Below are 19194 nucleotides of genomic sequence, written 5' to 3' on the forward strand. Positions count from 1 at the left end.
CAATAATAAACATCAAAATATGAAAACAAAATCTTTAATATTCAATTATTACAAACTAATAACACCAATTGCACTGCTGTTGTTTGTATTCAATTTTATAAGTTGTGCAGAACAATTAAATGATAAAGAAGCAACATCAACTTCATCAGAAGAAATAGGTGATGTTTTTAAAAGCGAAATCGATTTAACTGGTAAAAAAATTGGTTATTGTTCGCCTACATTAAATGCACCCTATTATCAAGCATTATGGCAAAGTATAAAAGCTACTACAGAAAAAAATGGCATGCAGTTTTTATCTGCAGATGGCCAAGATGATATTAACAAACAAATTGCAGCTGTAGAAGATTTAATTACAAAAGGAGTAGATGCTTTGTTATTAAACCCTAAAGATCCTGATGCCCTAGTTGGGGTTACAAAAATGGCAAAAGCTGCTGGTATTCCTGTTTTTATTATAGATAGTTCTATAAACCCAGAAGCAGAATTTGTAACAACTATACAGTCTAATAATTTAGCAAACGGAGAATTAGCAGGAGAGTGGTTGGCTAAAAAGTTTGGTAACAAACCTATGAATATTGCTTTATTAAGTGGTAATGCTGGTAACCCTGTTGGGCGTACTCGTAAACAAGGTTTATTACAAGGTATTACAGAAGAGCAGTTACGTACACAAGGTAAAATCAATTTAAATGTAAAAACCCAAGCGTATACAGAATGGTCTTATGCAGGTGGTTTAAAAGCCATGGAAGATATTTTAGTGGCTCACCCAGATGTAAATGTGGTTATTACAGAATCTGATGTATGTGTTTTAGGTGCAATTAAAGCAATTGCACAAGCAGGTAAAACTGATGATATTTTAATTGTTGCAGGTGCAGACGGACAAAAAGAAGCTATTAAATACATTATGGAAACTGATTTTTATGGTTGTACAGCCATGAATAGTCCTGTGCAGATTGGTAAAAATGCAGTAGAATATGCAGTTATGTATATGAATGGTAAAACTGATTTTGATAAAAAATCGTACACAGCACCTTTGTTAATTACCAAAGAAAATGCAGCTAAGTATTACAACCCAAATGCAATATTCTAATTTTAAAAAGATTTAACATGAAAAATTCAGCAAGCGAATATCGCTTAGAAATGACAGGAATATCAAAAAGTTTTGGTGTTGTGTCTGTATTAAAGAATGTGAATCTTAAAGTAAAGTCTGGCGAAATTCATGCTTTACTAGGTGAAAACGGTGCAGGTAAATCTACCTTAATTAAAATATTAAGTGGAGTACACCAAAAAGATGCAGGACGTGTGGTTTTAAATGGTGAAGAAATTACACCAAAAAACACGCATGAAGGTCAGGTGTTAGGTATTAATGTAGTGTATCAAGAATTGTCTTTGGTAAATGATTTATCAGTAGCAGAAAACATATACCTACATAAATTAGGGGCAAATAAAACTTGGATGAACTGGAAAGGTGTAATGAATGATGCACAAGAATTATTAGATTCATTAGATTTTAAAATAGATGCATCAGCAAAAGTTAAAAACCTAAGTATTGTACAAAAACAAGTTGTAGAAATTGCCAAAGCAATATCCGAAGACACCAAAGTGTTAGTTTTAGATGAACCAACTACTGTTTTTGACCCAAAAGATGTAAAAAAACTCTTTCAAATATTATTTAAGCTAAGAGATCAAGGAGTTTCTATAATATATATATCACATCATTTAGATGAGATTTTTAAAATTGCAGATACAGTTACAGTACTTAGAGATGGTGTTGATACAGGGAGTATGCCAATTGCTGAAACTGATAAAGATGGTGTAATTCATTTAATGATTGGTAGAGAGTTAAACGAATTGTATCCTAAAAGAGATATAAAAATTGGTGAAGTGCCAATCTTTGAAGTAAAAGATTTAACTGCTAAAGAAACACTAGTGCATGATGTTTCTTTTGATGTAAAACCAGGTGAAGTATTGGGTATTGCAGGTTTAGGAGGAAGTGGAAGAACAGAAACTGCAAAATTGATTTTTGGTGCTGATAAAAAGAAATCAGGAACTTTACTTTTAGAAGGTAAAGAAATTAAAACGAATTCTCCTGTAGATGCTGCAGGGTATAAAATTGGTTTTGTATCCGAAGACAGAAAAGAAGAAGGTGTTTTCTTACCACTTTCTATCCGAAGGAATATTAGTATTACCAGCTTCGATTCTATTTCTAGTAAACTAGGTTTTATAAATGTAGATAACGAATACAAAAAAGTGTTGAATTTAATTAAAAAACTAAACATTAAGGCACCAAATTCTGAGGTAGATGTAAAAAACTTAAGTGGTGGTAATCAACAAAAAGTAGCCTTAGCCAAATGGTTGAGTATTGATAGTAAAGTTATTTTTATTGATGAGCCAACAAGAGGAGTAGATGTAGGGGCAAAAATTGAAATTTATAACCTTATTAATGAAGTTGCCAAAAAAGGTGTTGGTGTGGTTGTAATCTCATCAGACATGCCAGAAATTATGGGTATTTCTGATAGAATATTAGTTATGCACAAAGGTACATTTTATGGTGAATTACAAAAAGAACAATTTTCTGAAGAAAACATTTTGCGTTACTCAATAGGAGAACCATTAAAAACAATATAATTAAACTAATTAAACTTACAAATTATGGCTTTAACAATAAAAGAACAACTTAGCAGTCCTGGTGGCATTCTTAAGTTTTTAGTAAAGTATAATACAATATTCATTTTTATTTTATTAGTGATTTTTTCGGCACTAATTTCAGATGTATTTTTTACCTCTGTAAACCTTTCTAACTTATTAAAACAAGTGTCTGGTATTGGTATTATCAGTATTGGTATGCTCATTGTAATTCTTACAGGTGGTATAGATTTATCTGTAGGTTCTATGGTAGCTTTATTAGCGGTTACCTTTGCTATTTTAGTTAATATTTTTGCATTACCATTGGCAATTTTAATGACAATAATTATTGGCTTTGGTTTAGGAAGTATTTCTGGCTATTTGGTTGCGTACCAAAAAATGGCTCCATTTGTGGCTACGTTAGCTTTAATGACAATTGCAAGAGGGTTAAGTTTTATTTACTCTAAAGGTTCGCCTGTTACATTTACAACTGTTGGTGGTAAATTTATGTCAGATTTTGCAAATAATTCCACTTTACGTATTCCTAATATTGCTATTGTATTTTTTATCATTGTAATCTGTGCTATGGTTATGTTGCGTTACAATGTTTTTGGTAGATTAGTAATTGCCATTGGTAGTAACGAAGAAGCCTCTCGTTTATCTGGTATAAAAGTAAATAAATACAAGTTTTTAGTATATGCAATTTCTGGAGCTTTGGCTGCAACTGCTGCAATTATTGTTGCTTCTAGAACCAATTTAGGATCGCCAAATATGGGTATGGCTTGGGAGTTAGATGCCATTGCTGCAGTAGTAATTGGTGGAGCAAGTTTAAATGGTGGAAAAGGAACAGCCATTAATACTTTAATGGGCGTACTTATTTTAGGATTAATAGGTAATATTTTAAACCTATTAAATGTACCTTCTTATCCGCAACAAGTGGTAAAAGGAGCCATCATTATTTTTGCAGTATTATTACAACGTTTTGACAGTAAATAAAAAAAATCATGAAAAATATAAAATTAAATAACAACACATTCTCTCAATTTTCTCAACAAGCTTCTATCCCCCAATATGATAGATCTAAGGTGAAAACTGGTATTGTACATGTAGGTATTGGAGGCTTTCATAGAGCACACGAAGCCTTTTACACAGATCAATTGTTGCACAAAGAAGCTTCAGAAAATTGGGGGATTTGTGGTGTTGCCTTATTAGATTTTGACACTAAAATTTATAATACGCTGCAAGAACAAGATGGTTTATACACCCTTATTGTAAAAGAATTAGATGGTAGCCATACAAGACACATTATTGGTTCTATTGTAGAGTCTTTATTTGCACCAGAAAATCCGAAGCAAGTCATAGAAAAAATGGCTAGTGAAGAGGTTAAGATTATTTCTTTAACTATTACAGAAGGAGGGTATAATTATAATGAAGCAACAAAACAATTCGATTTTACAAATCCTTTAATTATTCACGATTTAGAAAATCCACAGGCTCCAAAAACCATATTTGGCTACTTAACACAAGCCTTAAAATTAAGAAAAGAACATGGCTTAAAAGGAATTACAATTCAGTCTTGTGATAATATACAAGGTAATGGACATATGACACAAAATATGTTATTGAGTTATGTAGCAGAAGCAGCACCAGAATTGGTAGATTGGATTCACAATAATGTATCTTTCCCTAATGCAATGGTAGATCGAATTACACCAGTTACAGCACCAGAAGATATTAGCTATTTAAAAGAAACTACAGGTATAGATGATGCTTGGCCAGTAGTTTGCGAACCTTTTAAACAATGGGTTATAGAAGATAATTTTATTGCTGGTAGACCTGCTTGGGAAAAAGTAGGCGCACAGTTTGTAGAAGATGTGGTGCCTTACGAAAAAATGAAATTAAGTTTACTAAATGCAGGGCATTCTGTAATTGGTTTATTAGGTGCTTTAGTAGGATACAATACCATTGATGAAGCTGTAAATAACACAAATATCAGAACTTTTTTAAATCATTATATGGATGTAGAAGTTACACCCACTTTAGGCGATTTAGAAGGCATTAATTTACCCGATTACAAACAATCATTATTAGAGCGTTTTGGAAACATTAATATTAAGGATCAGATAGACCGTATTTGTTCTGAGACTTCTGCAAAGTTCCCTATTTTTATATTAACAACAATTAATAATCAGTTGGCAAATAAAGGCGCTATAGAATTAGCCGCTTTTGTAACAGCAGCTTGGGCAATTTATAGTTTTGGTGAAGATGAAAAAGGAAACCCATTAGCAATTAAAGATGCTCTAAAAATAACTTTACAATCTAAGGCGATTGAAGCACAAACAAAACCAGCAATATTTTTAGAAATAGATAGTATTTTTGGCGATTTAAATACCAATAGTACATTTGTAAACAGTTATACTAAAGCGTATAAAGACATTCAAAATAAAGGGGTAGAAGCCTGTGTAATTGCTCTAAATAATAAATACGATAAAACAAAAGCTTAATGAAAAATATAGTTTGTTTTGGCGAAGTTTTATGGGATATTTTTCCAACTCATAAAAAAATAGGTGGAGCACCATTAAATGTCGCTACTAGGTTAAAATCATTAAACAATAAAGTATCAATTATTACCAAAATTGGGCAAGACAAAGAAGGTGAAGAAATTGCTGATTTTATTAAAAAACAAGGCATCAGTGAAAAAGGGGTTCAAATAGATACTAGTTTAAAAACAGGGACAGTAGATGTAGTTTTAGATAAAAACGGAAGTGCATCTTATACCATTCAACATCCTAGAGCTTGGGATAAAATAGGTATCAATAAAGAAGCAAAACTATTGATAGCCAATGCAGATGCATTTGTGTATGGTAGTTTAATAGCTAGAGATGCAGTTTCTAGAGCCTCTTTAAATGAATATTTAAAATGGGCAAAATATAAAATTTTAGACATCAATTTAAGACCACCACATTATGCCATACCCATTTTATTAGAATTGATGAATGAAGCCGATTTTATTAAATTTAATGACGATGAAATTTATGAAATAGCCAAAGCTTTACAAGGAAATGTTCTAGGTTTAGAATCAACCATTAAATGGATGGCCACAAAGACAAAAACCGCTTGCATTTGTGTTACTTTAGGCAAAGAAGGTGCAGTGCTTTTTAAGGATGGTAACTTTTATTACAACAAAGGCTATACTGTTAAAGTGGTAGATACTGTAGGAGCAGGAGATTCTTTTTTAGCAACATTAATAGACCAGTTGTTAAAGGATAATAATCCACAATTTGCAATTGATTATGCATCTGCTGTGGGTGCTATTGTTGTGGGGTCAGAGGGTGCAAATCCAGAAATTTCTGAAGAACAAATACTAGAAATACTAAAAAAATAAGTGGGCTTGTTAGTAAATGTTATTTTGTTTATCTTTTTTAAAAAGGGTAAGTAAAATAACATTTTTTTGTACTATTGGTATTGTTTAATTTGATAGTTCTATAACTAGAATTAACAATAAATTAGAGTAATAGATTTAAAGTGTTCTGTAAATTTGCTTTTCCTTAAAAGTAAGCTATTTCAGTTTACTCATAAATTGTAATAATAGTATGAAATCAAATAACACTATATATTCTATTTTAGATTTGGCTTTGGTATCTCAAGATCAACCTTTAAAACAGACTTTTAATAATGTTTTAAAACTGGTGCAAAGTGCAGAAAAAGTAGGCTATACAAGATATTGGTTGGCAGAGCATCACAATTCAGAAAATATTGGATCTAGTGCTACAGCTATTTTAATTGGTTATGCTGCTCAAGGCACAAATACCATTAGAATTGGTTCTGGTGGAATTATGTTACCTAATCATTCGCCTTTAATTATTGCAGAACAATTTGGAACTTTAGCTTCCATATACCCAAATCGAATTGATTTAGGTTTAGGTAGAGCACCAGGAACAGACAGAGAAACTGCAGAAGCTATAAGATCAGATTTTATGGAAGCTGCACAAGATTTTCCGAGTGAAGTGGAAAAAATACAGCAATATTTTTCAGTAGATAATAGTGTTGCCAAAGTTAGGGCAACAGTTGCAGAAGGTGTAGATGTACCTCTATATATTTTAGGATCGAGCACAGATAGCGCACATTTGGCTGCCAAAAAAGGGTTGCCTTATGCTTTTGCGAGTCATTTTGCAACTGCATATTTAGGTAGTGCATTAAAAATTTATAGAGAAGAATTTCAACCTTCAGAAGATTTACAAAAACCTTATGTAATTGCAGGTGTAAACATTATTGTAGCAGATACAGATAAAGAAGCAGAACGTTTATCAACTTCTTTAATTCAGTTAATTGTAGGATTATTTACAGGCAAACGAGCTGCAGTACAACCACCAACTGCCATGAGTAATTACTACAAAGAAGTACTAAATAATCCACAAGTACATCAAATGTTAAAATACTCTTTTATTGGGAGTAAAGCCACAGTAAAAGCACAAGTAAAAGAGTTTTTAGCATATACTCAAGCAGATGAACTGATTGCTGTGACCAATATTTATGATATTAATGATAGAATAAAATCGTATCAATTATTTGCTGAAATTATGGACGAGTTGAATGCTTAATTCTTGTTTTATAACAACCTAATAATAAGGTCTTTGTAAAACAACTCAACAGAATCCAAAAAAGGAGTAATATTTCTATGGATAAAAACACTAAAACCCCAAACTTAAGTTTGGGGTTTTTAAATAAAAAGAAGGGGGGAAAGGGGTTTATTTTTTTAAGACTTTTAGTATTTTATGAAAAACCTCATTGTTTTCATACACTCCTTGAAATTCCTTTGATTGAGCACCATAAGCAAAAATGGGCACCATAATAGCTGTATGATCATATGAGGCAAAATAACCTTCAATTTCGTGTTTTTTAACATCACCTTGTGGAATACTAAATCCAGAAGTTTCATGATCTGCTGTTATAATTACTAAAGTTTCTGGGTTATTATCCGCAAAAATTAATGCTTCACTAATGGCTTTGTCAAAATCTATAGATTCAGCTAAAATGCCTGCAGTGTCATTAGAATGCCCTGCATGATCTATTTTAGCAGCCTCAATCATAACAAAGAATGGTTGATTCTTTTTATTTAAAAACTCTAATCCAAACTTTGTTGCATCTGCTAACATGTTACCTCTACCATCTCTAATCGATTTCATTCCATGTTCAGACATAAAAATACCCACTTTATCATTTGTGATATTTTTTAAATCGCTAATTGATGATAAGATGTTAAAATTATCTTCAATACTTGAATCTTTAAAAGCAGCACCACCACCACCAATAAAAAGGTTGAGTTTACTGTTTATTAAATCTTTTGCAATTGTAGGATCATCAGACCTGTCTATAGCATGTGCATAAAAAGAAGCAGGTGTTGCACCCAAAATATTATCGGTACTAATACAAGCTGTAGAAAACTTTTGTTCGTTTAAAATTTCTGTGATGTTTTTTATCGGTTTTTGATGAACATCTGTACCAATGGCTCTGTTATTGGTTTTTACACCTGTAGCCAAAGCTGTACCAGCAGCAGCAGAATCTGTAGTAAAATCGTCTGCAGCTTGGGTTTTAATAAAACCAATACTTTTTAATTGAGTTAAAGATAATTCACCATTATTTACTAAGGCTGTAGATGATATTTGAGCCAATCCATTACCATCACCAATTAATAAAATGATGTTTTTAACTGGTAAATCTTTTTGATCTGCTTTAAATGTGGGATGGTATACATCAGAAAATGTATCAGAAATAACCACTCTATTGGATAGCGTTTTAAAATAAGTAACACATTTAAAAGGATGATCTGTGTTAATGATATCTACACCCATATCCGATAAAACTCTCCAAGCTCTTTTAGAATCTGGACTTGCCCAAAAACGGAAAGGTTTATTCGTTTTCTTTGCTTTTGCGATTACATTCACTACACGTTTTTCATCATTGTGTGTTAATCTACCTTTTCCATTCCATTCTGAAAAACGTTTAAAATTCAAACTAACCATTCCGATTTTATTCCATATTTCTGATGTAATATCAGTACCTAACTCTTGATAATCAAAAAAGATAAAATCAGGATAATTTACATATTCCTCAGCTTTAGGTCTGTTCCCAGAAATAATAATTTGTATGTTTTTATTGTTGATAATGGTAGGGTGCTTTTTTAATATAGTAACCAATTTATTTAAAGTAGCTTCTGCTTCCGATTTTATATCAATTAAAAGGATTATTTTTTTATCCTTTTGATATTCAAGTTTTAAAGCATTTTCTATAGGTTTAAGATATAAGTTAACTAATGTTTTAGATGGTCTAATATCCTCTAAATCATGAGCTACAAATAGATGACTGTCTTTTAAAAAAATATCTGCCTCAAAAGAAGTAGCTCCGTTTGCAAAAGCATTCCAAAAAGGTACAGATTGTTTATAATCATTATGAGAATGGATGGTGACATTTTTTTGTGCCACAAGTTTGTTGTTTAATCCTGTTAAAAGAATTAAAAAAGCGAGTAATAGTTTACAATTATTTTTCATAGTATTATTTATTTTTGATGGATGGCTTTGAGGATTTTATGATAGATTTCGTTATTTTCATAAATACCTCTAAAATGTGCAGCACCTTTTCCTTTTGCAAAAACCGGAATTAAAGTTCCACTGTGTTGATCGTTATTAAAGTTGATAGAAACCTTATCTATTTCCTCAGATTTTTCTCCAGTTTCTTCATCAATCAAATAAGATTTACCAATACTAACACCTCCAGTTTCATGATCTGCAGTAACCACTAAAAGTGTATTTGGGTGTTTTTTGATGTACTTTAAAACAACACCTAAGGTTTTATCAAAATCTAAAACTTCTTGTTTTAGTAATTCTGCATCCATAGCATGACCACCCCAATCTATGTAAGAACCTTCTAGCATTAAAAAGAAAGGTTTTTCTTTTTCGGTCAAATAATTTAGCCCTAGTTGTGTAGCTTCTTGAAAAAAGGCTTTTCTACCTTCTAATTTAGAAGGCAAACCTTCATGTGCTAATAGATATCCGTTTTTCTTATTAATGTCGTATTTTGATAATTCTATAGAGTCTAATTTATAGTTTTTAGCAATTAATGCTGTATACAAATCTTTTTGATCTGTTCTGTGTTTTAAGTATTTTAACCCACCAGCTGCAAAAAAGTCAATATTAGATTTCACCAAATCTAAAGCAATATCTTCATGCAAATCTCTGTCTTTTACGTGTGCGTAAAAAGCAGCAGGAGTAGCGTGTGTAATAGGTGTTAAACTTACCAAACCAGATTGATAGCCTTTTTTATGCAAAGTTTCTATAATAGTAGGAATTGGCAAACTGTCTTTAGACATGCCAATAGCTCTTTTATAAGTTTTTTGACCAGTTGAAAAAGCAGTTGCGCCAGCAGCAGAATCTGTTATTGTGTGACTTGTACTTGGTGTTTTTATAAAACCTATGTCTTTAAATTGTTCAAAATTTGGGGTTTCTTCTCCAAAAGAAAAAGCAGTTGAAATCTGAGCAAGACCCATACCATCCCCAATCATTAAAATAATATTAATAGGATTTTCAGGAGTGTTTTGTACTGGTTTTTCTTCACAGCTCATGTAACATATAGCCATTAAACTCAGTAGTATTGTTTTTGTTAATCTATTCATTCTAATTCTTAAAAGTTGAATTCGTTTTTTGATGTTGTATCTAATAAAAAAAGGGAGCTTTCTTTTACAGAAAAGCTCCCAAAGCAATAAACAAAAAAACTAATATCCTTTATTCTGTACTAAATAATCAGGGGTATTAGAGGCACCATCAATGGCTACCTGTGGAATTGGAAATAATCTGTTGTTAACATCAGCATCTGTTTTTTCTGTCCATGAATCTTCATAATGACTAAAACGAATTTGATTGGTTCTACGCAAACCTTCCCAATAAAACTCAAAACCAAGCTCTCTGTATAAAACATCCATATCAATAGTACTTAAAGCTGTTGGCAATGGTTCACGAGCATTTCTAGCTGTTTTTACTGTATTTACATCAGCTAAAGCAGCTGCTGCATCACCTTTTCTTAATTTTGCTTCTGCACGCATCATGTAAATCTCAGCATAGCGCATTAATACCAAATCTACACTACTGTAATTGTTACCATTAGGTGAAGTATGGCTAAATTGATATTTAGAAACACGATATCCTGTGTGATGCGCTCTACCTTCGTTTGTGAAATCTACATTTAAAGTAAGGTTTACGTAATCTACATTTTTGTCTGTACCATTTCCTTTAATTTGTTTTACAGGATAAATTCTATATCCATCAGCACAAGTATAAAAAGCACCATTTTCATCTTTACGAGCAGCCCAAGGCACACCTCTTAAAATACCTCTATCAATTTCGAAGTCTTCTGCAGCTATACAGTAATAATTATCCTCGTCATTTAAAGGAGAAAGCCCTGTAAGATCATTTACACCATTAGCAACTTCTTGTGTGTTTTTTTGTAAAAATCTTGGATCTGCATCTGCAGGATCTACACTACCATAAGCCTCTACCCAAGTTTGGTAAAAATCTGAAGTAATTGCAGGCCCATCTGTACCATCTGCACTCGTAAATTCTGGTCTTGGAAACATAGAACCAGGGATAGACCAATATGCCCAACGACTGTGTTCTCTATTTAAAACACCACGTTGATCTAAAGCAAAAATTAATTCAGGATTGGTATTATTATCATCATTAAATAAATCGAAATATTCTGGAGATAAAGAAAACTGACCAGAGTTGATGATGTTGTCTGTGTACTCAATTACCTTATCTAAATCTTCTGAACTAAAGTTTGGAGTACCATAAGGATCTCTATACACAGCAGCATTTAAGTGCAATCTAGCTAAGAATCCATAAACCGCAGCTTGTGTCATTCTTCCAGGGACTTTGTTGGTATTGATAACCTCTGCAACCGATAACAATTCGCTTTCTATATAATCGATAGCCTCTTGTGTTCTTAATATTTCTGAATCTAAACTAGAAGATTCTTTTTTAAATGCAATACCCCAACTATCTAAAGTTAACATGTTTAAATAAGCTCTTAAGGCAATCATTTCGTACAAAGCACCTTCTGCTTCAGTGTTACCAGCTTCTGCTAATGGTCTTAAAACCTCTATAGCAGTTACAGTTCTAGAAATATTGATGGTTAATTCTGTCCAAGCACTTTTTACCAAATCGTTTGTAGGAGTAATAGAGTGGGTGTGCGCTGCTAAAAATTTACCTCCATCATACCAATCTGTTCCACCTCTGTAAGGTAAAATGGCTTCGTCACTTGGTATCAATTGCAAACCATAATAATTGGTGTGTCTCCATGTCCAAGAAACCTGTCCGTAAGCAGGAGCAATGGCACCACTAATGGCTTCTGCTTGTCCACTACCTGTTAAAGACTCATCTAAAACTTCTTCTTTTAAATCGCTACAGCTATATATACATAATATGCTGATGGCAAATACGATACTTTTTATTCTATTTTTCATTGTTGTCTTTATTAAAATTCTACATTTAAGCTTAAAAGAAGTGTTCTACTTTTTGGATAACTGAAATAATCGATACCAAAAGTTTGAATACCTCCAATTGCACTACCTGTATTGATTTCTGGATCAAATCCACTATAATCAGTAATCACAAATAAATTCTGACCTGTTACTGATACACGAAGGTTTTTAATGCTTTCTGAAAGTCCTAATTTGGCTAAATCGAAATTGTAACCTAAAGTGGCATTGTTTAATCTTAGGAAATCACCATTTTCTAAATAACGTGTAGAAACTAAATTGGAGTTGGTTGCAGATTCATTTAAAAATTCAACAGCTCTATCAGTAGTATTAAAAGAGTTGGCTAAATTCCCTTTGTTAAAAGAAGACATTGCAACGTGATTGTAAATTTTATGTCCGCCAGCACCATTAAAGTTTAAACCTAAATCAAAATTCTTGTAGTTAAAGTTTAGGTAGAATGCATAAATATAATCAGGCAAAGCATTACCAGCAACAATACGATCATCATCTAAGATTTCTCCATCATTATTGGTATCAGCAAACTCATTTAAACCATCTGAACCAATCCCTGTAAACTCTTGTATGTAAAAAGCACCAATAGATTCGCCATTTAAAACACCGTTAATGGTAGCACCAGTTTGTCCTGAACCTTGAGCAGCACCAGTTGTTAAAATTTGGTAAGGCGAGTTGTTTACTTCGTTATTGGTAATTGAAATATTACCACCAATGTTGTAAGAAAAATCATCACTTACATAATTGTTGTAATCTAAAGCAATTTCTACACCATTGTTTTTAATTTCCATATTAGGGATGTTGGTCCAATAACTAGAAACAGGAACAATAGGATCTGTAGGAGCAACTTCTAATAAAATGTTGTCTGTTACTTTGTAAAAATAATCAACAGTACCAGTTAATTTGTTACCAAATAAACCAAAATCTACACCAATATTTGTTTGTGTTGAAACTTCCCATTGAATATCAGGATTTGCCAAACGTGTAAAAATAGAACCATAAGGATAACCACTTAAATCGGTTGCAGCAGTATCTAAAGGGTAAGTATCATTCTCAGTATTACTTTCTGTATAACTTGCTTGTGTTATTTTAGAAGGGATTTCTTGACTACCTGTTTGCCCCCAACTGGCTCTTAATTTTAAGTTGTTGATCTGATCTGAGTTTTCTAAGAAACTTTCTTTGCTGATGTTCCATCCTAAAGCAACAGAAGGAAAATATCCATATCTATTATTGGCTCCGAATTTAGAAGAACCATCTGCACGCATGGTTGCAGTAACCAAATACTTATCATTATACGTATAATTTACTCTACCAAAAAATGATTGCAACTCGTTTTTAGTAGCATAAGCAGACTGTGTAGTTTGCTGATTTGCAGTTTCTAATTGGTATCTTGGTTCTACACCATTATCTGGAAAACCTTCTAAGTAAAATTGCTTTTGACTTACTTCTGTTTGCTGATAAGAGTGTCCTAAAAGAAACGTAAAACTACTTGAATCTGTATATAAATTATAGTTTAATGTGTTTTCTACAAGTGTATTGCTGTTTTTTGTAGTGGCCGTATTTACGCTACCTAAAGTAGTATTGGTTTCTGTAGCATAAGGCATATATTGTATATCTCTTTCTGTAATAGAATAATCTACACCTACATTTAGTTTGTAAGTTAAACCGTCTATAATTTCATAAGAAGGAGAAATATTCGCCAAAATACGGTTGTTGTTGGTATAATCTCCGTAAATGGTTTCTGCAATAAAAGGATTTAAAACGTCGTTACTTAAATTCCCTTGTAAAACCCCATTAACATAAGGCGAATCAGTAGGATTTAAGCTTAACATATTACCAACCACAGAACTTGAATTTGATCTAGTATTGTCTAATTTAGTGGCTGTTAAATTAAAAGTTACATTCAATTTATCATCAATCGCTTTTTGCGTTAAGTTTAAACGCCCTGAATAACGTTTTAAATTGCTATTTCTTAAAATTCCTTCTTGATCATCAACCCCTAAAGAAGCTGCATAAGAAGAATTTTCTGTACCACCACTCATAGAAAAGTTGATGTTTTTAGAAATTGCTGTTCTTGTCAATTCATCTTGCCAATCTGTATTTGACCCACCATCAACCAAAGTTCCGTTAACGGCATTTACGTTGGTTCTAAATTCATCCGCAGAAAAAACTGCTACTTTATTCGCTAGTGAAGAAAATCCGTTAGATAAGGTTAAATTGATTTTTGTTTTACCTTTTTTACCTTTTTTTGTTGTAATTACAATTACCCCATTTGCAGCTCTTGAACCATAAATGGCAGCAGAAGAAGCATCTTTTAAAACTTCGATACTTTCGATATCTTGAGGATTGATAAAGTTTAATGGATTTGTAGCTACTCCATTACCAGAATTGTCTAAGGCAAAACCATCTACAATGTACAAAGGAGTAGTACCCGAACGTAAACTACCCACACCTCTAATAATTACATCTTGCGAAGCACCAGGCTCTCCACTTGCAGAAGAAACATTTACACCAGCAACTTTACCTTGTAATAATTGTCCTGCATTTGCTACAACTCCTTGGTTAAAATCTTCGCTTTTTACAGAAGAAATGGCTCCTGTTACATCAGATCTTTTTTGAGAACCATACCCAACAATAACAACTTCTTCTAAAGAATTTTCTTCTTCATTTAAGATTACTTTTAAGGTTTGGTTACCAGAATACGATACTTCTTTTGTTTGATACCCTAAATATGAAAAAATTAAAACTCCATTTTCATCATTAAGTTTCATTACAAAATTACCATCAAAATCTGTGGTTGTTCCTTTAATAAGACTTCCTTTTAAAGCCACAGAAACATTTGGTATTGGTACTCCTTCAGTATCAGAAACTACGTTTCCTGATACTTGTACTTGCGCATTTGTATAAGATAGGCATCCTATAGCAAGTATTAATAATAAATAAAATTTGTTCATTTAGTTTAAGTTTTTGATTGGCATAAAAGTAGTTTGCCCTTAAAACCTAATGGGGTAATTTGGTTTCTACAAGGTGGAAAAAACGTTCAAATTAGTATAAAAAAGAAACAGATTAGGTGTTGTTTGGTTACAGTAACAATTCTCTAACATTAAGAAAATCCTACATTAACAGCAGGCTTATAAAAATTGTTGTTTAAATTCTTTAGGGCTTTTACCAAAATGCTTCTTAAAAGTTTTTGCAAAGTATTTTGGATCGTTATAACCACACTCAAAACTAATTTCTGAGATGTTTAGTTTCTTAGTTTTTAACAAAGCTTCTGCTTTTTGTAATCTTAAAGACATTATAACATCAGAAGGCGATTGTTTTAAACGTTCTTTAAACAAACGATAGCATTTTACCCTAGAAATGTCTAAAAAATCCACCAACATTTCTACATTAAAAGCAGGATTATGAATTTCCTTTTTTATAATTTCTAGACTCTTTTTTAACAGTTTGTCATTGGCTGTTAATACTTGCTCTTTGTCTGTTAAAATGTCGAATATCTTTTGCTGAAATTGATTTTCTTCTGTAGAAATATGTTTTTTGTTGATGAGTGATTCCATCTTTTTCTGAATAAAAGATTCGCTAGCAGGTAGCTGCACCAAAGTGTCTATGCCAAATTCTATAGATTGTTCTCGTAATTCGTAATTAATATCTTCGGATATATAAATCATCGGAATTCTTTTTCTTCGGATTTCATCTGAATGGTTGATAAAATATAAGAGTTCTTTAGAAAAAGTAACTTGATATAAAACGATAATCTGAATGGGGATTTGTTTGGTAGCAGAGTTTAAATTACTTGCCAAATTTTCGAAGATTAAATTATAATCGTTTTGTGCTAAGATTTGATTGGCAGTTGCAAAATTATCTTCATCACTAAAAATTAAGACGTTTTTTTTATCGTTAGCTAAGTTTTCTTGCGCTTTAAAATGTTTCCAAGAAATGGTTTCTACTTGTGTATCATCTGTATTTATTTTAGTAATCGGAATTTGTAAAGCAATCTTAAATTTTGTTTTTAAATTATGGTTAATGAACTTTCCTTTTAAATCAATCAATAAAGTTTGTAAAGCTTTAAAATAAGGGCTGTAATGTAAAACACTATACCAATTGTTAATTAAAAGACTGCTATTAGAAGCAATTTCTATGACTAAATTAGATTTTACAGTATTGATATATACTTCTAATTTACTACCTGTATCTGAATATTTACTAACATCATTAAACAAATATTGAAGCAGTAATCGAAAGCGTAAAACATCAATTTCTACCCAGTTTATGCTTGCATCAATAGTAAAATTAAAATCAACTTTATTGCTGTGTAAAGACTTTTCTAGTTTATGAATACTGTTTTTTAAAACTGCAAATAAATGAATTGCAGAAGTTTTTATAGGTCCAATGTCTTTAATGTGGCTTAGGTAATTCCATTCAGAAATTTGTGTTACTAGTTTGTTAGATTCTTGAAGAATACTTTTCTTATTGTCTGAATTTTCGTTTAAAGAATTGGCTTTTTTAATGATTTTAGAAATCGGTTCTTGGAATTCGGATAACACAAAGGTTTTGAATTTCTCGATTTCGAAATCTTCATTTTTAAGGTTGTTGTGTAGTGCTAATAATTTTTCTTTTTGTTGTATAATTTCTTTATTCTTTTCATCGAGCTTGTTATTAATAAGTTGTAAATCTTTTTTCTGATTTTCAATAACTTTTGTTCTTAATATAATTTTATCTTCTAATTTCTTCTTTTGTGCAATAGCAGCTTTATTTTTTACATAAATAAAAATGATTGCACTAATTAGAATTAATGCAGTCAGTAAGACATAAAAGAGAATAGTTTGGTAAAATGGTTTCTGAATTTGTAAAGAAAATAAACGTTTTGCTGGGGTGTTTTTGCCTTCTTTTACTAAAAACTCATAGTCTCCAGGAATTAAATTGCTGTAACTGATTTCATTATTTACGTTTAATAAAACCCATTGACTATCATGATTCTCAAGTTTGTAGTAAATGTTTTTTTCTACTTTTATCGGAAATCGAATTGGCACCAAATCAATATCAATATGATTATGATTGTGACTTTTTACAATAGTTGAGGTATAATTCTCATTATAATCTACCAACAACTTCAGTTTTGCTTTGGCTGTGTTAAACTGAATGTTATTCGGATTAAAGTAATTCAATCCGTTAATTCCACCAAAATACAAATCGCCTTTAGCATCTTGATAATACGCTCCTTCAGAAAATTCAGAAACTTGCCAACCTCCTTTAGGATAGAAGGCTTTTACCAAAAAGTTATTTTTATTGATTACTGCAATTCCTTTTGTTGTGCTAATCCAAACTTCTTTGTTATTAGTTAAAATACCATAAACCAATTGACTGGGTAAACCTTCTTTTTCTGTAATATTTTTTATAATCCCTTTTTCTTTATCAAAAATACTTAAACCACCTAATGTTGCTACCCAGTAATAACCTGTGTTTTTATCTTTATAAACAGCATAAATGCTATTACTTAAAAGCCCTTTGTTTGTATTTATGGTTTGTAATTCGCCATTTTTAATATCAATTAATTTTACGTTTTTACTGTTAGTTTGTACATTTTTATCTTCTTTATGGTAATTAGAAAGTTCTTTTTGTACCTCAATAGTTTTTAGTTTTCCTTTACTGATGTCTAATAATTGTAAACCATTATTTTCTGTGGCTAAAATAAGTTCGTTGTCTATAAACTTTAAATCTCTAATATGATATTTTGCTAATAAACCTTGCCCTTTAAAAGCTTCAAATTTATTGCTGATTAAATTAAATTTAGCAACTCCACCCCAACAACCAATCCATAATTGTTTGTGGTTGTCTTCGTAAATGGAATAATTCCGATTATTAGTGAAATTAGAAAAATCGTTAGCTTTATATAAAAGATAGCTTCCATTTTTTTGTATTCTAATAATACCAGCATAAGTTCCTGCCCAAATGGTGCCATCAGAAGCTGTAAACAAAGATCGAATACGTTTCCAATCTGGTTGATGTTTGGCTTCTTTAATATTAAATTTTCTGTAGTTTTTAGATTCTGCATTGTAACAATAAAGCCCTTTTGTGTAATATCCTAACCAAAGTTTGCCTTCTACATCTTTGGTTATGGCACGTAAAGTTTCATTAGGTATGTTAGGCGATTCTAAAGGATGAGGTGCAACTGAAAGAATTTTATCAGAATTAGAATACGCCATGCAAATACCACCATCTTTTGCACCCAACCAAATATTACCAAAAAGGTCTTCATGTAATGTTTCTATTTCATTGCTATTAAAACTAGAAGATGAATAAGGGTCTTTTAAGTAGTTTTCTATGTGATATTTGTTTGTCTTATCGAGTTTGTTTTTAATAATAAACAAACCATTTTTAAGTGTAGCATACCAAATGTTACCTTTTTTATCTTTTAAAACATCATTAATAATTAGATTAGGGTATTTAGCTAAAAGAATGTTTTTTAATGCTTTATTTTCTGATGTATCTGCTAATCTGCCTTTTTTTTGAAACTGACCAGCTATAAACTCATAGCAAGAACTTGCAGTATAAACTAAGATATTTCCGTTATTAGAAATAGAAATATCGTTTGGTTTTTCTTTGAATGTGTAGTTTTTAAATTGCTTATTACCAATATATCTACTAATTTTTGCATCTTCAGTAATAATCCAAATTCTATTTTTTACGTCACGTTTTATTTTAGTAATAAAATTACCAGCAATGCTATTTTTAGCATCAATATCATTTTTAAAAATGGTAAATGTGTAACCATCAAAGTAATTTAAACCATCCCAAGTAGCAATCCATAAACCACCATTAATATCGTTTTCAATGTCTTTTACAGAGTTATTAGAAAGCCCTTTGTTTACAGAAAAGTTTTCAAACTTTATTTCTTGTCCAAATGTTTGTAGTAATATAAAAAAAGCGATAAAAGTAGCTCTTGACATCTTGTATATTTAAACTTACAAGCGTACAACAACTAGATTAATTAAATGTGAATGATGCGTTAAGTAATGGGTAAGTATCTAAGTGAG

11 protein-coding genes are annotated in these 19194 nt (G+C 31.4%); 6 read left to right on the plus strand and 5 right to left on the minus strand.

Going from position 1 to position 19194, the window contains the following annotated elements; all coding sequences use genetic code 11:
* Positions 1-19: 19 nt before the first annotated feature.
* The 6 genes from KO506_RS16900 to KO506_RS16925 all read left to right on the plus strand — a co-directional run bounded on the left by KO506_RS16900 (position 20) and on the right by KO506_RS16925 (position 7220).
* Positions 20-1084 carry a substrate-binding domain-containing protein gene (locus KO506_RS16900; RefSeq protein ID WP_215996109.1) on the plus strand — a complete coding sequence of 355 codons (1065 nt, stop codon included), beginning with the start codon at positions 20-22 and terminating at the stop codon, positions 1082-1084.
* 17 nt (positions 1085-1101) lie between these two features.
* Complete coding sequence (locus tag KO506_RS16905) at positions 1102-2622, plus strand: sugar ABC transporter ATP-binding protein (RefSeq protein ID WP_215996110.1); 1521 nt, start codon at positions 1102-1104, stop codon at positions 2620-2622.
* A 24-nt stretch (positions 2623-2646) separates the two neighbouring features.
* A complete protein-coding gene (locus KO506_RS16910; protein WP_215996111.1) occupies positions 2647-3615 on the plus strand; it encodes an ABC transporter permease in 969 nt (322 codons plus the stop codon).
* Positions 3616-3623: 8 nt separating this feature from the next.
* Positions 3624-5123 (plus strand): mannitol dehydrogenase family protein, encoded by a 1500-nt coding sequence (locus KO506_RS16915; protein ID WP_215996112.1) that lies wholly within the window; start codon positions 3624-3626, stop codon positions 5121-5123.
* Positions 5123-6004 (plus strand): carbohydrate kinase family protein, encoded by an 882-nt coding sequence (locus KO506_RS16920; protein WP_215996113.1) that lies wholly within the window; start codon positions 5123-5125, stop codon positions 6002-6004. The genes KO506_RS16915 and KO506_RS16920 overlap by 1 nt, the downstream gene beginning before the upstream one ends.
* A 208-nt stretch (positions 6005-6212) precedes the next feature.
* Positions 6213-7220 carry an LLM class flavin-dependent oxidoreductase gene (locus KO506_RS16925; RefSeq protein ID WP_215996114.1) on the plus strand — a complete coding sequence of 336 codons (1008 nt, stop codon included), beginning with the start codon at positions 6213-6215 and terminating at the stop codon, positions 7218-7220.
* 147 nt (positions 7221-7367) lie between these two features.
* Here KO506_RS16925 and KO506_RS16930 read toward each other — a convergent pair whose 3' ends face one another.
* From KO506_RS16930 to KO506_RS16950, 5 genes are all read right to left on the minus strand, one after another.
* On the minus strand, positions 7368-9167 hold the full coding sequence (locus tag KO506_RS16930; RefSeq protein ID WP_215996115.1) for an alkaline phosphatase: 1800 nt from the start codon (positions 9165-9167) through the stop codon (positions 7368-7370).
* Between the two features lie 8 nt (positions 9168-9175).
* Entirely contained in the window at positions 9176-10288 is a 1113-nt protein-coding gene (locus KO506_RS16935; protein WP_215996116.1) for an alkaline phosphatase, read from the minus strand.
* A gap of 99 nt (positions 10289-10387) precedes the next feature.
* Positions 10388-12133, minus strand: coding sequence for a RagB/SusD family nutrient uptake outer membrane protein (locus tag KO506_RS16940; RefSeq protein WP_215996117.1), 1746 nt, complete (start codon positions 12131-12133; stop codon positions 10388-10390).
* Positions 12134-12144: 11 nt separating this feature from the next.
* Positions 12145-15114, minus strand: a complete 2970-nt coding sequence (locus KO506_RS16945) for a SusC/RagA family TonB-linked outer membrane protein (RefSeq protein WP_215996118.1) — start codon at positions 15112-15114, stop codon at positions 12145-12147.
* A 177-nt stretch (positions 15115-15291) separates the two neighbouring features.
* Positions 15292-19107, minus strand: coding sequence for a two-component regulator propeller domain-containing protein (locus KO506_RS16950; protein WP_215996119.1), 3816 nt, complete (start codon positions 19105-19107; stop codon positions 15292-15294).
* Positions 19108-19194 lie beyond the last annotated feature (87 nt).

This window comes from Polaribacter vadi (assembly GCF_018861005.1).
In the GTDB taxonomy this organism is placed as follows: Bacteria; Bacteroidota; Bacteroidia; order Flavobacteriales; family Flavobacteriaceae; genus Polaribacter; species Polaribacter vadi_A.